The 20,929-nt window shown below is 48.9% G+C and carries 23 protein-coding genes; 2 read left to right on the forward strand and 21 right to left on the reverse strand.

The window, feature by feature from the left end; genetic code table 11:
• Positions 1 to 198: 198 nt before the first annotated feature.
• The 7 genes from PsWM33_RS02045 to PsWM33_RS02075 form a co-directional block, all read right to left on the reverse strand.
• Positions 199 to 1,782: an ABC transporter substrate-binding protein gene (locus PsWM33_RS02045; protein WP_063296438.1), complete on the reverse strand. Its 1,584-nt coding sequence runs from the start codon at positions 1,780 to 1,782 to the stop codon at positions 199 to 201.
• Between the two features lie 422 nt (positions 1,783 to 2,204).
• Positions 2,205 to 3,032 carry an ABC transporter ATP-binding protein gene (locus PsWM33_RS02050; protein WP_063296437.1) on the reverse strand — a complete coding sequence of 276 codons (828 nt, stop codon included), beginning with the start codon at positions 3,030 to 3,032 and terminating at the stop codon, positions 2,205 to 2,207.
• On the reverse strand, positions 3,032 to 3,874 hold the full coding sequence (locus tag PsWM33_RS02055; protein WP_063296436.1) for an ABC transporter ATP-binding protein: 843 nt from the start codon (positions 3,872 to 3,874) through the stop codon (positions 3,032 to 3,034). The genes PsWM33_RS02050 and PsWM33_RS02055 overlap by 1 nt, the downstream gene beginning before the upstream one ends.
• A gap of 2 nt (positions 3,875 to 3,876) precedes the next feature.
• Positions 3,877 to 4,776, reverse strand: coding sequence for an ABC transporter permease subunit (locus PsWM33_RS02060; protein ID WP_063296435.1), 900 nt, complete (start codon positions 4,774 to 4,776; stop codon positions 3,877 to 3,879).
• Between the two features lie 3 nt (positions 4,777 to 4,779).
• A complete protein-coding gene (locus PsWM33_RS02065; RefSeq protein ID WP_057466044.1) occupies positions 4,780 to 5,790 on the reverse strand; it encodes an ABC transporter permease subunit in 1,011 nt (336 codons plus the stop codon).
• A gap of 127 nt (positions 5,791 to 5,917) precedes the next feature.
• Positions 5,918 to 7,507, reverse strand: a complete 1,590-nt coding sequence (locus PsWM33_RS02070; protein ID WP_275078540.1) for an ABC transporter substrate-binding protein — start codon at positions 7,505 to 7,507, stop codon at positions 5,918 to 5,920.
• A 584-nt stretch (positions 7,508 to 8,091) separates the two neighbouring features.
• Positions 8,092 to 8,535, reverse strand: coding sequence for a MerR family transcriptional regulator (locus PsWM33_RS02075; RefSeq protein ID WP_063299048.1), 444 nt, complete (start codon positions 8,533 to 8,535; stop codon positions 8,092 to 8,094).
• A 452-nt stretch (positions 8,536 to 8,987) separates the two neighbouring features.
• On the opposite strand from PsWM33_RS02075, the gene PsWM33_RS02080 reads away from it, so the two are divergent.
• A complete protein-coding gene (locus PsWM33_RS02080) occupies positions 8,988 to 9,200 on the forward strand; it encodes a SlyX family protein (RefSeq protein WP_063299049.1) in 213 nt (70 codons plus the stop codon).
• Between the two features lie 264 nt (positions 9,201 to 9,464).
• Positions 9,465 to 10,145 carry a GntR family transcriptional regulator gene (locus tag PsWM33_RS02085; RefSeq protein ID WP_063288353.1) on the forward strand — a complete coding sequence of 227 codons (681 nt, stop codon included), beginning with the start codon at positions 9,465 to 9,467 and terminating at the stop codon, positions 10,143 to 10,145.
• A 51-nt stretch (positions 10,146 to 10,196) separates the two neighbouring features.
• Here PsWM33_RS02085 and PsWM33_RS02090 read toward each other — a convergent pair whose 3' ends face one another.
• The 14 genes from PsWM33_RS02090 to PsWM33_RS02155 all read right to left on the reverse strand — a co-directional run bounded on the left by PsWM33_RS02090 (position 10,197) and on the right by PsWM33_RS02155 (position 20,864).
• The gene (locus PsWM33_RS02090) at positions 10,197 to 10,493 is read right to left on the reverse strand and encodes a hypothetical protein (RefSeq protein ID WP_208980746.1); all 297 of its coding nucleotides are present in this window, start codon (positions 10,491 to 10,493) and stop codon (positions 10,197 to 10,199) included.
• A gap of 64 nt (positions 10,494 to 10,557) precedes the next feature.
• Positions 10,558 to 11,049 (reverse strand): flagellar basal body-associated FliL family protein, encoded by a 492-nt coding sequence (locus PsWM33_RS02095; protein ID WP_063296434.1) that lies wholly within the window; start codon positions 11,047 to 11,049, stop codon positions 10,558 to 10,560.
• A gap of 6 nt (positions 11,050 to 11,055) precedes the next feature.
• Entirely contained in the window at positions 11,056 to 11,508 is a 453-nt protein-coding gene (locus tag PsWM33_RS02100; RefSeq protein ID WP_063299050.1) for a hypothetical protein, read from the reverse strand.
• The gene (locus PsWM33_RS02105) at positions 11,509 to 12,003 is read right to left on the reverse strand and encodes a rod-binding protein (RefSeq protein ID WP_063296433.1); all 495 of its coding nucleotides are present in this window, start codon (positions 12,001 to 12,003) and stop codon (positions 11,509 to 11,511) included. It lies immediately after the preceding gene.
• Between the two features lie 61 nt (positions 12,004 to 12,064).
• Positions 12,065 to 12,469: a hypothetical protein gene (locus PsWM33_RS02110; protein ID WP_063299051.1), complete on the reverse strand. Its 405-nt coding sequence runs from the start codon at positions 12,467 to 12,469 to the stop codon at positions 12,065 to 12,067.
• Positions 12,470 to 12,473: 4 nt separating this feature from the next.
• Complete coding sequence (locus tag PsWM33_RS02115) at positions 12,474 to 13,229, reverse strand: flagellar biosynthetic protein FliR (protein ID WP_208986621.1); 756 nt, start codon at positions 13,227 to 13,229, stop codon at positions 12,474 to 12,476.
• On the reverse strand, positions 13,226 to 15,307 hold the full coding sequence (gene flhA, locus PsWM33_RS02120; RefSeq protein ID WP_063299052.1) for a flagellar biosynthesis protein FlhA: 2,082 nt from the start codon (positions 15,305 to 15,307) through the stop codon (positions 13,226 to 13,228). The genes PsWM33_RS02115 and flhA overlap by 4 nt, the downstream gene beginning before the upstream one ends.
• Positions 15,308 to 15,450: 143 nt before the next feature.
• Positions 15,451 to 15,717, reverse strand: a complete 267-nt coding sequence (gene fliQ, locus PsWM33_RS02125; RefSeq protein ID WP_063288348.1) for a flagellar biosynthesis protein FliQ — start codon at positions 15,715 to 15,717, stop codon at positions 15,451 to 15,453.
• A gap of 23 nt (positions 15,718 to 15,740) precedes the next feature.
• Positions 15,741 to 16,241 (reverse strand): flagellar hook assembly protein FlgD, encoded by a 501-nt coding sequence (flgD, locus tag PsWM33_RS02130; protein ID WP_208981850.1) that lies wholly within the window; start codon positions 16,239 to 16,241, stop codon positions 15,741 to 15,743.
• 11 nt (positions 16,242 to 16,252) lie between these two features.
• On the reverse strand, positions 16,253 to 16,696 hold the full coding sequence (locus PsWM33_RS02135) for a flagellar biosynthesis repressor FlbT (protein ID WP_063296429.1): 444 nt from the start codon (positions 16,694 to 16,696) through the stop codon (positions 16,253 to 16,255).
• Between the two features lie 15 nt (positions 16,697 to 16,711).
• Positions 16,712 to 17,059: a flagellar biosynthesis regulator FlaF gene (gene flaF / locus PsWM33_RS02140; RefSeq protein ID WP_063296428.1), complete on the reverse strand. Its 348-nt coding sequence runs from the start codon at positions 17,057 to 17,059 to the stop codon at positions 16,712 to 16,714.
• Positions 17,060 to 17,100: 41 nt separating this feature from the next.
• Positions 17,101 to 18,174: a flagellar hook-associated family protein gene (locus PsWM33_RS02145; protein WP_063296427.1), complete on the reverse strand. Its 1,074-nt coding sequence runs from the start codon at positions 18,172 to 18,174 to the stop codon at positions 17,101 to 17,103.
• 1 nt (position 18,175) lies between these two features.
• On the reverse strand, positions 18,176 to 19,546 hold the full coding sequence (flgK, locus tag PsWM33_RS02150) for a flagellar hook-associated protein FlgK (RefSeq protein WP_244272520.1): 1,371 nt from the start codon (positions 19,544 to 19,546) through the stop codon (positions 18,176 to 18,178).
• A gap of 70 nt (positions 19,547 to 19,616) precedes the next feature.
• Positions 19,617 to 20,864, reverse strand: coding sequence for a flagellar hook protein FlgE (locus tag PsWM33_RS02155; protein ID WP_063296425.1), 1,248 nt, complete (start codon positions 20,862 to 20,864; stop codon positions 19,617 to 19,619).
• Between the last annotated feature and the right edge of the window lie 65 nt (positions 20,865 to 20,929).

Below are 20,929 nucleotides of genomic sequence, written 5' to 3' on the forward strand. Positions count from 1 at the left end.
GTGCGTTACGTCTTCCAGAAGCCCCGCCCAACCTACGACATACTGACGGTCGCTCCGCCAGTAGCCCGTTACGTAGGCATGCGCTTAGTATGGGCATGATTTCGAGCCAGGGGGGTAAGTTTTTACACACCCGCATACAAAAACAAAAAAGCCCCGGCACATGGCCGGGGCTTTTCGTATTCCAGAGAGAACTCTGAATTACTTGAGGTCAACGCCGTAGAAGATGTGACCACCGAATGGATCGATCTTGTAGTTTTCAACCTTCACAGAGATAGGCTCAGAAACAACAGAGTGAGCGATGGTTGCCCATGGAGCTTCACGCTTGAAGACCACCTGTGCCTGCTCATAGAGCTTGGTACGCTCAGCAACGTCAGCAGTTACTTTCGCTTTCTGGATCAGGTCTTCAAATTCAGCGTTACACCACTGAGCGCGGTTGGAACCACCAACACCGTCACAGCCAAGAAGAACTGCGAGGAAGTTGTCCGGGTCACCATTGTCACCAGTCCAGCCGAGCAGAACAGCACCGTCACGGTCCAGCTCTTTAGAGCGCTTCAGGTACTCACCCCACTCGTAGGAAACGATCTCAACGTCAACACCAACCTTCGCGAAGTCGCCCTGAATAACTTCAGCCATACGACGTGCGTTCGGGTTGTATGGACGCTGAACAGGCATCGCCCAGATCTTCATCTTCAGATCTTTAACGCCTTCCGCTTCCAGAGCAGCTTTTGCAGCAACCGGATCATATTTATCATCCTGAAGGTCTGCATTGTAAGACCAGATGGTTGGCGGAATTGGGTTGGAAGCGACTTTACCAGCACCCTGGAACACCGCACCCAGAATTGCCTGCTTGTTGACAGCCATGTTCAGCGCTTTACGCACCTTTGGATTGTCGTAAGGCGCCTGCTGGGTGTTGTATGCCAGATACCCAACGTTCAGACCTTCCTGCTGCATGAGGTTGATCGATGGATCTTCCTTCATTGCTGCAATGTCAGCAGGGTTTGGATAAGTCATCACATGACATTCGCCAGCTTTCAGCTTCTGATAGCGAACGGATGCATCAGGAGTGATCGCGAATACCAGATTGTCGATTGGTGCTTTGCCAGCCCAGTAATCCGGGTTTGCTTTATAGCGAATGATCGCATCTTTCTGATAGCCAACCAACTGGAATGGGCCGGTGCCTACAGGGTTCTGATCGAATGCATCCTGATTGTTCATCATCTTCTCTGCATATTCAGCAGAGTGAATGGAAGCAAAATCCATCGCAAGGTTTGCGATCATCGGAGCTTCTGGACGGGTCAGAACGAACTTCACAGTGTAGTCGTCTACCTTCACGATCTCTTTGATGAGATCAGGCATGGACATTGCGTTGAAGTATTCGTAGTTACCGCCGGAAACGCCGAAATATGGGTTTTCTTTGTTGCCCTGACGGTCGAAGGAGAAGATCACGTCGTCCGCGTTGAAATCACGCGTTGGAGTGAAGTCTTTGGTGGTGTGGAATTTTACGCCCTTACGCAGCTTGAAGGTGTATTCCTTACCATCTTCAGATACGTCCCAGCTTTCAGCCAGTGCCGGAGCAATGCTTGTTGTACCGCGCTCAAACTCAACCAGTTTGTTGAAGATCTGGCGGGAAGACGCATCAAATGTTGTGCCTGCTGTGTAGAGCGCTGGTGTGAAGCCCTCAGGAGAACCTTCTGAGCAGTATACCAGTGTTTTGGCCATGCCTGGTGCAGCAAACGCCATTGTTGCAGCCAACACACTGCCCATAAGAATTGATTTTTTCATTTCTCGTGTCCCCAATCACCTAAAGTGAATGCAAAAGCCAAGGCCTTTGATCATTTATCGAAGCTGCTTGATGCAGTTCTTCTCATAGGATTTTGCAGCGCCACACCGCAGGCTCACCTCAAGCCTACGAACCTCTTCTCAAAGAAGAAGCCATGTTCAGAATGATTTCAGGAAGAAATAGCGCGGATAGAGCACAAAATACCTCCCTCCGCTGCATTGTGCCCTCCCCAGCACACCCCATATGCAACAGCTGCAAACGGGAGTACCATATACGTAATTCTCGGTAAAATCTCCTCTTAATTGCGCATTTTTCAAAGAAATTGTTTCAACATCGCACTGAATTGGGAAAATCGTTAATGAAATGACAAAGGGCGGCTCCCCACTGGGAACCGCCCTTTCATTTTTCAAATTACACAATCAACTTAGTGAGAAGCAGCAAGCCGCGCTTTGATGTGGGCGACATCTGCCTGAGGCGTCGCGTTGAACAGTGTCTGAGTATACTCATGCTGAGGGTTTCCAAACACTTCGTCGCGTGTGCCATATTCCACCACTTCACCAAAATACATCACCATGACCTTGTTCGCGATGTAGCGCACCACAGACAAATCGTGGGAGATGAACAAGTAGGTCAGATTGAACTCGTCCTGCAAATCCGCAAGCAAGTTGAGTATCTGGGCCTGAACGGACAAGTCCAACGCTGAAACAGGCTCATCAAGAATGAGGAGTGACGGGTTGAGAACCAGTGCACGACCAATCGCGATACGCTGACGCTGACCGCCAGAAAACATGTGCGGATAGCGGTTGAAATGCTCAGGACCAAGACCGACTTTGACCAGCATTTCCATCGCCTTGTCACGGCGTTCAGCTGGAGACAAGTTAGTGTTGATCATCAAAGGTTCAGTGAGAACGTCACCAACACGCTGGCGCGGGTTCAAAGACCCATACGGGTTCTGGAACACGATCTGCACCTTGGAGCGCATGTCCTTGGACAACTTTTCCTTTGAGATGTTGATCGGCTTGCCCTCAATGAGGAGCTCGCCTGAGGTTGCCGGATCGATCAAGGTCAGAATACGCGCCAGTGTGGACTTGCCACAGCCTGATTCTCCCACCACAGCAAGCGTTTTGCCGCGTTCCAGACTAAAGCTGATGCCCTTCAGAGCACGGTTAACATGCTCTTTTCCGAAGAGACCTTCTTTGGTCCGGTATTCGCGAACCAGATTGCGCGCTTCGAGGATGATATCGTCAGCCATTATGCAGCTCCTTCATCGCCGAGGTGAAAATCAGAGACCGTTGGCAAACGATCGCCTGTTGCGTTTTCAGGAAGCGCGGAAAGCAGAGCCTTAGTGTACGGGTTCTTTGGGCTTTCAAAGAGTGAGAGAACATCTGCCTCTTCCATCTTCTTGCCTTTGTACTGAACCACCACACGGTCAGCTGTTTCTGCAACCACCGCCATGTCATGGGTGATCATGATCAGGCCCATGCCGCTTTCATGCTGCAGATCAAGGAGCAGATCGAGGATCTGCTTTTGAATGGTCACGTCGAGCGCAGTTGTTGGCTCATCAGCGATCAGCAACTTTGGCTTACACGCAATTGCCATGGCAATCATCACACGTTGGCACTGACCACCAGACATCTGGTGTGGGTACTTTTTCAGTGCCTTCGCAGATTCAGGCATCCCAACGGAGTCGAGCAGCTCAATCGCACGGGTTTTACGTTCACCGCGGCTCATTGTGGTGTGCTCTTTGAGGGTCTCATCAATCTGAGCACCGACAGTGAAGCACGGGTTCAAGCTTGCAATTGGCTCCTGGAAGATCATGGAAATGTCTTTACCAATGATCTCGCGGCGCTTTTTTGCAGACATGGTCAGAAGGTCAATTCCTTCGAACTCCAGCTTGTCCGCCCATAGATGTCCATTATTGGCCAGCAGGCCCATAACAGCCAACATGGCTACAGATTTACCAGATCCACTTTCACCCACAACAGCGAGAACTTCACCTGGATCTACGGAATAGCTCACACCATCCAAAGCCCGGAAACGTCCATCAACCGTGTCGAATTCAACCGTTAGGTTTTCAATTTCAAGAAGGGCCATCGTCAGCTCCTCTTCAGCTTAGGATCGAGAGCGTCACGCAGACCATCACCGATCAAGTTGATCGCCAGCACTGTGGTTAAAATCGCAATACCTGGGAAGGTGACAACCCACGGCGCACGCAGGATGAACTCGCGGGATTCAGCAAGCATCGTGCCCCATTCTGGTTGAGGTGGCTGAGCACCCATACCGAGGAAGCCCAGAGCCGCTGCATCAAGGATCGCGGTGGAGAATGAGAGCGCTGCCTGCACGATGAGTGGAGCCATACAGTTTGGCAGCACAGTCACGAACATCAGACGCAGAGTACCAACACCGGAAACACGCGCGGCCATCACATACTCACGGCTCATTTCGGACATCACTGATGCTCGGGTGAGACGCACATAGTATGGCTGCTGCACAATCGCAATCGCGATCATCGCATTAAGGAGCGATGGGCCGAGAATAGCAACAAGCACCAAAGCCAACAGCAAGGACGGGAATGCCAGAATGATGTCCATGATACGCATGATGATGGTATCAACCCAACCACCAAACGTACCGGCCACCAGACCGAGACACACACCAACAACAAGCGCAACAGATACAACCACCACACCAATGAAGAGCGAGAACTGGCTGCCGTAAATCAGGCGAGACAGCAGGTCACGACCCACAGCGTCTGTGCCAAGAACGTAAGACCAGCTTCCACCTTCCTGCCACGCAGGTGGCAGAAGCAGTGCATCACGGTACTGTTCGATTGGTGAGTGAGGTGCAAAAACACTTGCCCCCAGAGCAATAACAACAAGCGTCAGGAAGAAGATCAGACCCGCAACAGCCCCTTTGTTGGTGCGGAAATGTCTCCAGAAATTGACGATAAGTTCAAACCGGGTATCCGGTCCGGAATTTTGTGTCACGTCAGCCATGATTTACTCCGTATGCCGAATTTTCGGATTAACCAGACCGTACATCAGGTCTACAATCAGGTTCACGATCATGACGATTGCAGCAATCATCAAAAGACCGCCCTGCACAACCGGGTAGTCACGACGGAAAATACTATCAACCATCCATTTGCCGATTCCCGGCCAGGAGAAGATGCTCTCAGTCAGGATTGCGCCGCCAAACAGCACGCCGATCTGCAAACCAATAATGGTGATGACCGGAATGAGCGCATTACGCAGAGCATGAATGCCGACCACACGGAAGTTGGAGAGACCTTTTGCACGTGCAGTACGCACATAATCTTCATCCAGAACTTCCAACATGGCAGAGCGCGTCTGACGCGCAATAACTGCCAGTGGAATAGTGCCCAGAACAATGGTTGGGAGAATCAGATGGCTTACAGCCGAGGTGAATGCACCAGGCTCATCTGAGAGCAATGTGTCGATCAACATGAAGCCTGTAACAGGCTCAATCCAGTACAACAGAGAGATACGACCTGAAACAGGTGTCCACCCCAAAATGCCGGAGAAGAAGATGATCAGCAGCAGGCCCCACCAGAAGATTGGCATGGAATAACCGGCCAACGCTGTTGTCATAACAGTGTGGTCCAGTGCCTTACCGCGCTTTACAGCTGCGATAATACCAGCAGGCAGCCCCACGACGATTGCAAACAGAATTGCACAGAGGCCAAGCTCTACCGTTGCCGGGAAGAGCGTCATAAACTCCTGAAGAACAGGCTGTTTTGTGACAATAGATACGCCAAGATCCCCTTGAACCAAATTGCCCAAGTAAGTGAAATACTGTTGCCAGATCGGTTCATTGTAGCCGAACTGCACCATAAGTTCTTGATAGCGCTCAGGGCTTACACCGCGTTCGCCAGCCAAAAGCAGAATTGGATCGCCTGGCAGCAGGCGAATGAAGAAGAACGAGGTCAAGGTAACCCCGATAAAGGTCGGGATGAGCAAACCCAGTTTTTTTAATATGAGACGAAGCATACTTCAGTCACACCAATCAGAGGATTGTTTATCCGCAAGCCACCACTTGCGGTATGGAAGACTTTTCCAAAAAAGTATCCCGGCGAATACATCGCCGGGATACAAATTGTCCAGCGGAAAATTATTTCTACTTCAGATCTACGCCATAGAAGTAATGGCCACCAAACGGATCAATCTTGTAGTTTTCAACACGAACACTGATCGGCTCAGAGACAAGGGAATGCGCAATAGTTGCCCAAGGCGCCTCACGTTTGAATACTACCTGAGCTTCCTCATAAAGTCTTGTGCGTTCATCTACGTCAGATACCTGTTTCGCTTGTACAACAAGATCATTAAATTCATTATTACACCACTGCGCACGGTTGGAACCACCCACTGCATCGCAAGACATCAGCACTGCAAGGAAGTTATCCGGGTCACCATTATCACCAGTCCAACCGAGCAGAACTGCGCCGTCACGATTGATGTCAGAAGAACGTTTAAGATACTCACCCCACTCGTAGCTGACTATCTCAACTTTAACACCGATTTTCGCAAAGTCAGCCTGAAGGATTTCAGCCATACGACGCGCATTCGGGTTGTATGGACGCTGTACAGGCATCGCCCAGATCTTCATTGTCAGATCTTTGACGCCTTCCGCTTCCAAAGCCGCTTTTGCTGCTGCCGGATCATATGGGTCATCAACAATTTCGTTGTTGTAGGACCACATTGTTGGCGGGATCGGGTTTTTCGCGATCTGGCCGACGCCCTGGAATACTGCGTCCAGAATTGCCTGCTTGTTGATAGCCATGTTCAGCGCTTTACGCACTTTTGGATTATCAAACGGTGCCTGCTGGGTGTTGTATGCCATGTAGCCAACATTCAAACCTTCTTGCTGCAGAAGGGTGATGTTTGGATCTTTGGACATTGCATCCAGGTCAGCCGGGTTTGGATATGCCATAACCTGACATTCACCTGCAGTGAGCTTCTGATAGCGCACAGATGCATCTGGTGTGATTGCAAAGACCAGATTGTCGAGTGGCGCTTTGCCATTCCAGTAATCAGGGTTTGCTTTATAGCGGATCAGAGCGTCTTTCTGGTAGCCAACGAGCTGGAAAGGACCGGTACCAACTGGCTTCTGATCAAAGGTGTCCTTGCTGTTCACCATTGCGTCTGCGTATTCTGCTGACTGAATGGATGCGAAGTCCATTGCCAGGTTCGCAATCATCGGAGCTTCTGGACGGGTCAGCTTGAATTTGACGGTGTAGTCATCAATCTTTTCAATGCTGTCGATCAGGTCAGGCATGTCCATGGCGTTGAAGTACTCGTAGGTACCGCCAGACACGTTATGATATGGGTTTTCTTTGTTGCCCTGACGGTCGAATGAGAAGATCACGTCATCGGCATTGAAATCACGGGTTGGTGTGAACCACTTTGTGTCGTGGAATTTTACACCCTTGCGAAGGTGGAAGGTGTATTCCTTGCCATCCTCAGAAACTTCCCAGCTTTCAGCCAGTGCCGGAGCAACTTCGGTTGTGCCAGGCTTGAACTCCACCAGCTTGTTGTAGATCTGACGCGAGCTTGCATCAAATGTGGTGCCTGCGGTGTACAGAGACGGTGTAAAGCCTTCCGGAGACCCTTCAGAACAGTACACGAGAGTTTTTGCCATTACAGGGCCAGCCACAACTGCTGCTGCGAACAGGCTACCACCAAGCAAGAGGTTTTTTTTCAAGGACATTGGTATTCTCATTCCGTTTTATTGCTTGTTCCAGTTGTTCTTCAACACTGCTTATTGCTGCAGTTTATTCAGGAATTTTGGCTTTGAGAGATTATTCGGCAACGGAAGGATGGAAGGCCGTCTTCTCCACATAAAGATGTATGACGCAGTTTCGCTGCGAGATACATTCTTCAGGTTTTTCGATTTCGGCTTACACGTAATTCCGCGACGAGATTACCCACTCATAGCACAAACCAAATCAACGACATCGCACAATCATATGCGATTAATTCTTCGATGGTCGATTTTAGAACATTAAGTTTCGTTTCTGACTTCGGAAATAATTAAAAATTTCAGAAGCACTGTCTAATCGGTATGACTACCTAGAACAGCATCCTCAGGTTGTTTTATTCCTTCTTACTTACCTGAAATTACATAGGTATTCTTACCACATATTCGCGGTGCCGTAATTATACTTTAGAATCGAACTTGATTATTTAAACAGTTTTTACACAATACTATCAGGAGCTTATACGAGTTCAGGCCTGCAGATACGCGTTTTGTGTGTCACACAAGCCTGTTATCCAGCTGGTTTTGGAGTGTTTTTATTCTTCAGAAAGCTTAGCCATACATTCGTCATGTATGGACTGGATTTCGGAGATCGTGACTTCCAGCGCTTCTTTTCTTGCGCTCAGCTCTTTCAGCACTTCCCCGGTTCGAGACCCAAGGTACTCAAGCTGCTGGCGGTGCCCTTCCCCGTGCTGACCATAAAGGTCCAGGAAGTGTTTGATCTCGGAGAGAGAGGAACCAATCGCTTTACCGCGCAGGATCAACGCCAGGCGCGCTCTGTCTTTGCGATTATAGATACGCACACCATTGACGCGCTGAGGTGAGATCAGACCTTTACTCTCATAAAACCGGATGGATCGGGTAGAGATGTCAAACTCTTCAGCCAGATCGCCAATTCCAAAAAGTTCCTGATCAGCGTGACCCGTTTCTTTTTCCGCTTCCGCGAGAGGGTTCAGCGTTTCTTCTCTTCTCTCAGACATGCATCCCCCTAACATTGAAGAACTTGATTGACGTTACCTAACGTCGCCGTAAAGCATTACCATAACGGCGACACTATATCACCAAATTGTCATTGCGTTTACGACTTCTCGTTTTCTTCCTAATCTTTACCTATAGGATAACCATCAGAAATCAACACAAATTGCAATTAGCCAGACAGGTAATATTGCGAGATATCGATAGCGCCTTATAAAAAAGAACGGGATAAACCCACAAGAGATGCCATAGAACATCCGTATCCTGCGTGTTTTTGAATTTTTATTGCGCTGCCGCATTCCCCAGACTTGACAAGTTTGAGGTTTTGGAAGACCCCTGCCCCTACGACGCCTACTGAAGCAACTTGCCTTTGGCTTAGGTCATTTCAGTTATTTGTATGCGTATCCTCTTTCGCGAACCGATTGGCTCTTCAAGGAGATACGCTCTAGGATAAGTTATGAGTAAGAGTCTTGAGGAACGGGTCGACGAACTGGAAATGCATATCGCACACCAGAACGAAACGATCGAAACACTCAATGATGTGGCCTCCAATCAGGCACAGGTTCTTGACCGACTCGTCTCAGCAATGGGACAGATGAAGGACCACCTGCTTGATATTCAGGATCTGGTTGAACAAACACCTGCGAACCAGAAACCTCCACATTACTGAGCAAACAGGCTTTTCCTATACTAAGAGGAAACTATTTTCCTGCTGAACATCAGCAAAGATAGGTATACTCAGGTAAGGGGAAACCTGATATTAAGAGATGACAGGTCTGCTGTGCTTGAACGCAGGCCCTTTTTTCGTGGATCACTCAACGTTACGAGAGTGAACAATACAATTTTCTGTTCCGCCGCCTATAAGGGCTGCCACTGCTGTCCTTTTTTTGAACAGCACCTGAGAACAAAAAAGCCTGGATGAGAAAGAAACCCAATGGCTATTGAGCAGATACTGGCGACCCATAAAAAGGAGAGCCTTGCCGATAAAGCTTATCGTCTGATTGAAGAGCTGATCGTCAACCTTGACCTTGCGCCTGGCATGGCGCTGACTGAAGGTGACCTTTGCGAACGGACCGGCATCGGCCGGACTCCAGTGCGCGAGGCCATCAAACGCCTTTCAACCGAGGGGCTGATCGTTATTCGCCCGCGCAAAGGCCTGTTTGTTTCTGAGATTGAGACTTCCGAGTACGTTCTGGTTCTGGAAACCAGAAAGCCTTTGGAGCAGCTCCTCGTCGCTTCCGCCGTGAAGCGTGCGACCGCAGAAGAGCGCGAAGCTCTGCACCAGTGTGCTGAAGAAATCCTTGCGCAGGCCCGTGCAGGCGATGTGAAGGGCTACCTGCGTGCAGATAAGGTTTTTGATGAAGTGCTCTGTGCCGTCTCTCGGAACCCGTTTACAGCTCGCGCTGTGGCTCCGCTACAGACTATGAGCCGCCGGGCCTGGAGTGCTTTCCGCGGTGCTGAGAAACTCGAAGATTCTGCTATTCGCCATCATAAGCTTGCTGAAGCTTTGGCAAACAACGATGCAGAGAAGGCAGAAGCGGCAGCTGTCGAGATGATGGACCATCTGACCAACTTTGCAGTCAAGCAAGCTGAAAAGACTGGCGACAATGCCTAGGTTCAGAGATCTCAATCAATAAGCAAAAAGCGGAGCCTGTGCTCCGCTTTTTTATTGCTCAGTTTTTGGCATTTTAAAGGTATCTATCCGGGCGTTACGCCCGCTTGCCCCGAGCAGAACCAAGTATGGTTGATCTGTTTGAATTACCGGTCGCTTTGCACCGTAAATGCCTGAGAGCCGCAAACGCACCTCACCGTGAGGTGTCATTCCTGTAACCATCCCCGCAGACATCTGAGAGAGCTTAATAGGAGCGTAAAGGATCTCGTAGGAGGGAGGGGCAGCTCCAGGGCGCATGACGACCACAGCGTTGGCTCTGATATCACGCCCCTCGTCCTGTACGTCGACCACTCCAACGGCTCGGTGCAAAATTTTATACTGGCAATTCATCTAGATAATCATCGTCGTCGATACATTATGAAGCCGCTGCCTGTTTGGCAGCATTTTCAACAATCTTGTCCTTCAAACTCGCAGGCACATGGAATGTAAAGTCCTGAATGAGGACGTCCTGCACGATATCTGTCGCGAAGCGTTCGTTAACACGGTCACGGACCTCGTCGGTCAACTCCTTCAGGTCAGATTTTTTCAGCTGGGCAAACTCTTTGTCGGCCTTGCTGTAAATGATACGAAAAGCTTCATCGACGATGAACGCATGAGGTGGAACCGCCAGCTTTGCAAGCAGTTCACTATCAACCGTGAACACAAACTGCGCCACAATATAACCGTGGATCTTGCCATCTTCGAGCACCGGAACGTTGATGGTCGGTGTGCTTTGATAATCCAGTCCTTCCAAATGCGCATTCTTTTGCAGCATCGGATCAAAGTCGGTCTTGTACAGAGCTGTAAAGTAGGCTGCACCGACGGTGACGAGACAGATCCAAACTCCGGTTACGAGAACTTTCAACATACGTTTTTACCAGCTTCCAACCAGAGTTTCATAGGTGCCATCAGAGTCATGATCCTTCATCACTTGTGACAGGAGACCAGATACTTCTTTGACAGCATTGAGCTGGGTCGACAGCAGCTTCATATTAACTGCAAGCTTTTCCTGAAGCTCCTGAAGCCGGACAACGATCTCGCTTGGCAAATTTTCAGGGCCAACTGCCTTGCCCGCCATATCAAGATCAAGCATCGCACGGCCTTTGAGATAGGCGCTCTCTTCCAGATCAATATCGCCTTTGCCGATCAGAGCTTCATTTTCAGTCGACAGCAGCTTGTCTACACGTCCGATACTTTTTGAAAGAGCAATGTAGTCTTCCGGCAAGATGTAAGCGTCGGTGTCATCAAGCTGCCCAGTATCCTGAACCACTGGTTTTTCGTCATGTAAAACCAGTTCCTTGTGCTCACTGTCGATCATCTCAGACATTTATGCCTCTTGCTTTGGGAGAGTTGGACGAATGGTATCTGGCAGGAGCATTTCTGCCAGACCAAGAGAACCTGTTTTGGCGAGTTGGTTTGCGAGCTGCTCCGCCATCAAGCCTTTCCACATGGTGCCTGCTGTCCCGCCGCCATAGACGTTTACAGTCTCCTTTGGCAGCATGGATTTCACGAAGGTCTGCAAGACAGCACTTTCCAGCTTCTCACCGAGATCAGCTGTCTCAAGTTTCTTGGAGTAGCGGTTAGCCATTGATTTTAAGCTCTCAACACCCTCCTGCCCTCTTGCCTGAGCCGTGCCGGATGCATTGTCAGCTTCCGCCATAAACCTGGAAAAGCTGCTTGAGGCCCATGATGGCTCAGAGACAGGCAAATCCTTTGAAACGACGGCGGGAGCTTTAAGAGAGCGCGTGGCAGCTCTAACCTCAAAAGGGTCTGCTTGATTTATTACGTCCAGAACAAGATCGCTGACAGGCTGAATGGCCATGAGCACTCCCACTAGTCAAAAGAAGGGCATATATAATTGGAAAGACCCTAATTTCTCAGACTTATCTGGGCCTGACCTTCTTAGGCGCCGCCTGTAGCTCGGCGATTTCCTGAAGCTGCTTTTTCTCTTCGGTCCGGTGATAAGACACCAGAGCTTTGCCATGATGTTTTTCAGTCATGGAGGTCTGCCTTTTCTGATCAAGCAACTTGCCGAGCAACTCGCCCTTGTGCTTTTCCTTCAGAGACTTGCTTCGATTGTTGGTCTCCAGACGCCTGGAGATCGCCCGGTTCATCACTTCACGCAACTCCCCTTCATGACGTCCCCAGTGGCTGACCAACTCCTCGCTCTCTTCGTCGCACCTTTGAATTTCGCTATCAAGAACCGCGATGTCGTACTTGATCATCTGCTCTTTTTGTTCCTGAACCTTCAAAATGCGCCGGAGGCGTGTGATGCGTGCTTTATCCATGGCTTTACTGCAATACCAACCAATCGCCGAGCCCAGCATAGAACAGGCGCAACAGCTCAGTTATGATCTGCCAGAGGATGAAAAGCCCTCCCATCATAACAACAGGTAGTGCCACAAAGTAGACTGGCATCTGAGGCATTAGTCTGTTTGTGAGGCCCAGAGTCAGGTTAATTACAACGCCATAGATCAAAAACGGACTTGTGATGCGTAATGCCAGCAACAGACCCTGCATCAGCTTGGTTGAGAACTGATCTAACGCCGCTGCGGGAACAAATTCTCCCCCCACCGGAATTGTCCGATAGCTCTCGGCAAGTCCAACAAAGACATCAGCATGTGCCCCAGTGATAAACAACATGGCAGTTGCGGTGAGCGTAACCAGAGATGCCAATGGTGGTAGCTGCTGAAATTCTTCGACAATAGTGACAGGCTGGTTGAAGCTGGATGCGTTTGCAGCCGCGCCAATCATCATCTGAAGCATTCCGAAGAAGGCTCGTCCGAATGCTGCGATCAACAGTCCGATCAACAGTTCAACAAAAATGATGCGCAGCAACTCATCCAAAGGCGCAGCTGAGATGATCGGCTCAACCACCTCCAATATGAGAGGAGAGATCGCCAGGGTTGCAGATATTGCTATGAATAAGCGAACACGGATCATCACACGTGGCGACGAAAAACCCGGCATGGCCATGAGGCATGCTCCGACGCGGCAAAAGACCACGAAGACACTCAAGATTGCCTCTGGAGCATTTTCCAAGGTCACGAAATTGATCCCAATGCCTCGATATCAACGCCACGTGCCACTTCCATATGAGAGAGAATGGGAAGCGCCGGGAACATACGTTCGGTGATCATGCGGACATATTGGCGCGCTTCCGGAGCAACGACGACAGCAAATCGATGACCCGCAGAGATATGCTCGCGAATAACTTCCGCACTGTCTTTTGCGAATTCTTCGACCTGAGAAGGCTCCATATCGAACTCGATGACTTCACCATTTGTGTCGCGGCGAAGCGCCTGATGGAATGCAAGATCCCAACGATTACCAAGGCGAAGGACTTTAAGACTCCCATCTCCAGCGATATCACCACAAATCTGCGTCGCCATACGAATGCGTACGTGATCTGCAATCTGCTCTGGTCGGCGTGCATGTGGCGCAATCTCAGCGATTGCTTCCATGATCAAAGATAGATTTCGGATGGAGATACGCTCTGCAAGCAGCAGCTTCAGCACAGCCTGCAAGCCCGAGTAAGAGATGTGCTGTGGACAGATATCGTCGATCAAGCGCGTGTAAGCTGGATCCAGGCGGTCTAAGAGCTTGCGCATGTCCTTATAGGAGAGAAGCTGTGAGAGGTTGTTTCTGATCACTTCAGACAGATGTGTCAGCACAACTGAAAGGTTATCGACGGTCGTATAACCTTGACGTTTGACTTCATGCTCAAAAGCCATCGGAATCCACATGGCCTGCATACCAAACGCAGGTTCCCGCGTTTCAGTTCCTGGAAGAGCTGGCAGTTCTCGGTTGCCGCCGATCACCATCAGTTCACCAACTTTGATGTTCTCTGAGGCAACAATAGTACCGTGAATACGGAACTCGTAACTCTTAGGTTCGAGGTTGAGATTGTCAGTAACCTTGATCTCTGGAACCACAAACCCGTATTGCTCAGCAAACTTCTTACGCATTTTGTTGATGCGATTTCCGATTTCTGGCTTTGCGGCCAGAAGGCGGGCAGTGAGCTGCTTGCCAAGACGCATTTCAATTTCAGAAAGTACAAGACTGTCCTTTACAGACTCTTTCTTGACTTCCTTCTGCATCTCAACCTTTTGCAACTCGGCTTTAGCGAGTTCGGCTTGGGCCTCTTGCGCCCTTTTGGGAATAATGTAAGCAGAAAACCCAAATATGCCGCTTAAGAGAACAAACGGCAGGAATGGAAGACCCGGAAGCAGCGACAGTAGCAAAAGCAGCAGTGATGCGACAGCGAGAGCGCGAGGATACCCCGCTAACTGCCCCATTACAGCTTGCTCGGCTGACCCTCTGGTCCCCCCCTTCGAGACAAGAAGACCTGCTGCGAGAGAAACGATCAGCGCCGGGATTTGCGAAACAAGACCATCACCAACAGACAGTTTGGTGAAAACATCAGCCGCTTCGGCTAAGTCCATATTGTAGCGTGTAACGCCAATGACGATACCGCCCAGGATGTTTACAACGGTGATAATCAATCCGGCGACAGCATCACCGCGCACAAACTTCGAGGCACCGTCCATGGCACCAAAGAAAGAGCTTTCCTCTTCTAGTTCTGCTCGCCTGTGTTGCGCCTCTTTATCATCAATCATACCAGCAGACAGATCGGCATCAATCGCCATCTGCTTGCCAGGAATTCCATCAAGGGTAAAACGTGCACCAACTTCTGCGATACGACTTGCACCTTTGGTGATCACCAAAAAGTTCACCGTTACAAGGATCGCAAAGACGATGAGGCCGATGACAAAATCACCGCTCATGACAAACTGAGAAAAGCCGTTGATCACATACCCAGCTGCGAGCGGGCCTTCATGACCGTTCGCCAGAATGACACGCGTTGTCGCAATGTTCAGCGCAAGCCGAAGCATGGTTGCGATCAACAGAATAGTTGGGAATGAGGAGAACTCTAAAGGCCGCTGGATCCAGAGCGAAACCATCAAGATCAAAACCGATAATGCAACTGATATTGCAAGACCGAAATCGATCATGAACGTTGGCATGGGAAGAAATAGCACAGACAGAATGAAGATAATTCCGACTGCAAATCCAATATCACGTTTGCTGTTTGGAGCAGCAATTCCCGTCACTGTCTGAGACATTCGCACCCTTCAATTCGGTATAAGCATACTGCGCTACTTAGGCCGAAACATTGGAGAAGGAAGCTTGTGTGAGGGTGGCCTAGAGGGAAATCAGCATGAGCTATCCCCTCCTTGCTTATTGCGGCAAACCTGAAAAAGCAGGTTTAAAACCCGTATTCGATGCGTCCGTAGACCATCTCGGTCAACGAGAATATCTGGGAGCCGATATACGGGCCAGTCATGGCAATCAAAATAAAGATCACAACAATCTTCGGAATGAACGTAAGTGTCATTTCCTGAATTTGTGTGAGCGCTTGAAACAGAGCGATAATCAAACCAACAAACATGGCCCCACCAACGGCGGGACCAGTTGCTGTAATCACAGTCCAAATTGCGGTACGCACAATATCGAGTGCATCTGCCTCATTCATTGCTTTATGATCTCACTTCACCATTAAGATGTAGCATCAGACTCGTCAGGAGTGTCGGTATCAGCAGGGGTGTCAGTGTCAGTCGTCGCAGCAGGTGCAGGACGAGAAATTTGGATACCAGGCACCAGAGCCACTTTTGTCCCATCTTCCAGAGTGGCAATTGACCCATCTGTGAGGATCTGAACAGACTTAATTTTACCAGTCATGGTTTCCGTGCCATCTGCGTTTGGCACTTCTACCGTCGCACCGATCAGATTATTAGCCTGATTGATGGAGTTCTGCTGAAGCATGGATGTCAGATGCGAGTTCGTTTTTGTGGACTGCTCCACAGCGGAGAACTGCGCCAACTGGCCCATATACTCAGCAGTATCCAACGGATCTGTCGGATCCTGACTCTTAAGAGACTCCATGAACAGCATTAGAAACGCATTATAATCTAAGTAAGCTTGCTCACTGCCCTGCGGCTTGAAGACAGGCTCATTGTTTTGAGTAGTATTTGCGGAAGATACTGGATCAACACTCATGAAAAAATCCTTTAGTTTTCGCCAACAGCACGAGCGAAGGGCGCTATAACAGCCTCAGTTTGATCCATTTCGTTGTCTTCAGACCAGATCGATAACTCGACATCAAATAGCTTTTTCAACGTCCGGAGAGCGTCAAAGTAACGGCGTTTATTAATCTTCACTTCGACAAGCTCAAGACCATCAAGAATGTCGGTATTCTCAACAGCTTTCCGAATAGACGCCAACATCAGTAGGGCACGCTGAAGACTGTCTAACTCGGTCTTTGGATCGATCAGTGCATTTTGAATGTAAAAATACAGCTGCCGCAAAGGCGTTGTCGTCTCCTCGAGTTGCATAACATAAGCTTCAAGAAGAAAACTTGCGTCATTTAGAAGCTTTACCGATGTCTTCTGCTCAAATGACAGAACAGCCCCATTGATAAAGACTTTTTCACCTGCTTTTAGGTGCAAACGCATTCTACATCCCCTTAATTAACTAAGGCCATCACGGACTAGCTCGTTGATTTCAATCAAACTTTGGAAATCGTCTGAGTTTCCTATTCTAATTAGATCAGCTTGCTTCACGCACCAAATTCCGATTGAAATAAGGTCTGCACGCAACTCAGCGGGCAACGCATTATCTGGATTTCCCAGATCGTCGATCAAAATGCTCCACAAACGATGGACTGACTTCAAAGCCTGCGCAGCCTCGCTAGAGCTATTCCCATGCTCCTTAGCGGCGTGCAGCTGAGCCACCACCAGAGAAAATAGCTCTCGCTCTTGCCCTCTTCTGTCATAAGAAGAGTCTTCAAGAGCTTCTGCATAAGACATTTGATACATTCAACACTCCTAGAGAAATTCAACTCGTCTCTTCTAATGACCTACAAATATTTCATGATATTTAGATCTTTGATCTTGGCAGTAATTGAATAAGTTGCCTCTAACTGAGTTTGAGCTTGACTCAACTCGACAGCAGCACGGTTCTCATCGACGTTTTCAAGATCAATGATCTGGACATTCAAAACATCTCGTTTGGCTTCAATGTCAGTGTTCGTGCGTGTTACATTAGCCTTAATCGCACCATTGGTAGCCGAAACATCGATTGTCTTACCAACACCTACATTCAGATGATTAATTGCTCGGTCGAAAATGAGCTCCTGAGCTCCTTCTCCAATGTCAAATTTTCCGAAAACTGCTACCATCGCGTAGCCTTTAGCCAATTCACTAAATGCTTTTGAATTTGCCGTACCTGAACCGTCCGTGGTGACCCCAGGACTGATCGTCGTCAGCATTTTCTCTGTAGTTGCAGAAGTCCATGTCGGTGACCAACTAGCATCAAAAATACTATTGAATTCGGGGCTATCTAAAAAAGCCTCCCAAGATGCATCAGGTAGCGCCTCAATAAGCGCAGTATCAGTACCAATAGTTAACCCTGTGACAGTATCGAACGCTTGCTCAATCGCCTGTTCAGGGCCTGCGGGATCTGCAGGTGACGACGTTGGTGACACGTAATCGAAATCACGAACTGGCGGAGTCCCTGTATTAATTCCGCCAAATACATACACTCCACCTACATTCGAATTTAAGGCATTTGTCAGTTTGCCTAGTTCTGTATAAGCCAGATCCGAGGCAGTCTTTAAAGTACCAGCATCTTTCTGCAATGCTACCAAGTTCGAACGAAAGTCCGTTCCACTTTTTTCAACATTATCCAGAGCTGTATCCATTACCTCAAAACGGGTAATGACCTGCTTATTCGTGTTCAGCTGGCTTACCATCTGTGAGTATTCAGAACGGAAGGATGTTGCCATCCCGGTCTGTGCACCTAAGGTTAAGCCAAAATCAGCATGTTTCTTTGAAGCGTTTTCGATTACCGCTTTATCTAACCGCGCTCTGTGCTCGATGAGATAGTCAGTTAAACGCAAAGAACTCGACAATGTAGAAACTGAATAGACCATTTTATCTCACTGCTCCCAAGAGCTCTTTGAACATCTTATCAACCGTCGTCATCAAACGAGCAGACGCAGAATAGGCTGTTTCAATTGTAAGAAGGCGCTGCATCTCAGTATCAATGTTGACACCAGTCGTATTTGACAGCATTTGCGCATTTGAACTAAACGCAGATGCCTTCAACGTCGAATTCTCGGTCGCGACCTTGCGCTCAGCACTAAACCAACTCACCGTATTTGCAGTAAAATCCTGCAGGGTAGAATTAGCAGTTACTCCAGTGGCTCCGGTAAAAGACTGCACAGCATTAAGTTTATCTGTATAGCCGCGAAGCAGATCTGAATAACCAGCAGCATCACCCGTATTATGCTTGTAGGCTGCCGTGATGCCACCGTCGCGAAGCAGGTTAACATCTGCCGCGACCAATGGGTTTACGTGCAATCGACTAACAGCATCCGCAGTGGTAGGTCCATCAAGGATAAAGAAACCAGGCCCATCACTTGTACCCGGAGCAGGCTGCGGCTCTCTAAAGGTCTCAACCAGCGCGTCCGCGACGGCATTAAGCTGCGTTTGCATCGTAACAAGAGTTTCATCTCTCGCTTTGGCATAACCAGCAATTGCTCCACCAGTGACTGGGGCAGTCGCACCAGGACCTGCGACAGAAATACCATCTACAAGTATATTATTTCCGACATCTTCTGACCCTAAATGAAGAGAGGTGTCGAATGTAACTTCGCGCGCACTTTTCTCAAAAAGAGTGATGCCACTGTCGGTATAGATCGCAACCCCGTTATTGTTCTGCTGAAGAACTTCGATACCTATTTCTTCCGAGAGAACCTTTAGCATTTCATCGCGTTGATCCATCAGCGCGTTGACGTCCGTACCAGCAGCAGTGCCTAGAACGATTTTATCGTTAACACCCTCAAGATCAGAAAGGATATTATTGATATTGTCTACCGCACGCCCCATAGCTGCATCAGAATTCAAGCGCGCTTCTTTAAGAGTCTCAGAAGACTGCTTCAATCCATCAACCAGGCTATGACCTGCATTTAAAACCGAGAGTCCGAGCACCTTATTTGACGGATCATTGCTATAAGCAACAAGTGTCTCATTCAGCTTACCCATTGCAGCAGCAGTACTTGTACCAAAAGGCACTTGCCCAGACGGGTTAAGTTGATCAAGCATTTTGGCATAGGAACCCGCAGCAATGGCAGCACTACCTGTCTTCAGGGTTGCTTTAAATGCTGCTTGATTGACCATGCGAGACGCATGAGAAACATAAACAACTGATCCAGTATCAGTAACAATGTTCTGTACGCTCGCTTCTACGCGAGTGTAATTCGGATTATTGACATTAGCGACATTGCGGGACGCAATTGCCATCTCAGCAGAGCGAGCTGCGATGGACGATTGCGCCGTGAGCATTGCGGAAGTAAGAGACATACCGAAACTCCTAGCGCAGGTTGTTCAACTCTTGGAGTAACTCGGAGCTCGCGTTGAACACCTTTGTGTTCGCACTGTAGGTACGTTGGGCCTGAACCATCTCAGTTAGTTCAGCTGCAAGGTCAACGTTCGACCCCTCAACTGCACCAGAATAAAGCGAACCAAAACCACTATCGCCCGGAAAACCTATTGCTGCATCACCAGAAGCATCTGTTGCAGCATAAACATTGCCGCTTTTAGCCTGAAGACCATCAGGGTTTGAAAAGTTCACTATCTGGATCTGATCTAGAAGTTTTTCCGCACTACTATCGTAAACGCCGAATATACGCCCATCAGATTCAATACGCACACTCTGAATTGCTGACGGCTTATATCCATCAACATCGACTTTAATAATGCTGGACTTTTCACTTGCAGTTACTGACTTACTCAGATCAAGCGTAACAACTTCGCCGTTGGGCACTTTAAATTGAAAATCAGTGTCAGAACCGCCAACAATCTTACCATCCCCTGTAAAATGCAGTTGAAAAGCGCCAGCAGGAGCAGGAGGAACAGCAGGAGGGAATATTGATATATCGTCACCTAAATCCGTAGCTGCAGTCGCCTCTACGATCCAAGTAGACCCGGTCACATCGCTCGTTAAATCAGTCGGATCAATGTGTGCCTGACTAGCTTTCGTATAAACTATATTAATTTTTACTTCATTTCCACTCTGATCGAACGTACTAACAGAAGTCCTATAATCACCGTCAGGCAGACCACTCGTCGGAACCGAGGCAGGCGCAGGTTTATTGGAATCCAATTTGGCAGCAAGCTCACCTTTAGCACTCGCCTGCCAAACCGGAGTATTCAGATCAACAGTAACAGGCGCTCCACCTGCAGAAAGCAGATTATAGCCGCCAGAATTTACCATCTGCCCATTCTTATCAAGCACGAAATCTCCAGCACGTGTGTAATACGTGCCGCCTTGCGAATCCTGTACGGGGAAGAAGCCATTACCGTTGATCGCGAGATCAGTACCACGGGAGGTGAAGTTGAAGGCGCCTTGTTGGCGGACGGACTGAACAACGGTTGTGTTCACGATGCCGGATTCGTGACCTGAGCCGCCGCCAGAACCGACCAAAGACGAGAATGCGGTTTTGTAGCGTTTGTAGCCTACGGTGTTCGCGTTCGAGATATTGTCTGCGACAGTTGAGAGTTTGTTCGACTGCGCGTTCATACCTGACACGCTGGTATTCATAATTCCGTAGAGGCCCATGGTGTGCTCCTGGCTACATCAATTGCAAAATTAACTCATGGCAGTAAAGCTTGTTAATCTTGTCT

The sequence above is a fragment of the Pseudovibrio sp. WM33 genome, assembly GCF_001623165.1.
GTDB lineage: Bacteria > Pseudomonadota > Alphaproteobacteria > Rhizobiales > Stappiaceae > Pseudovibrio.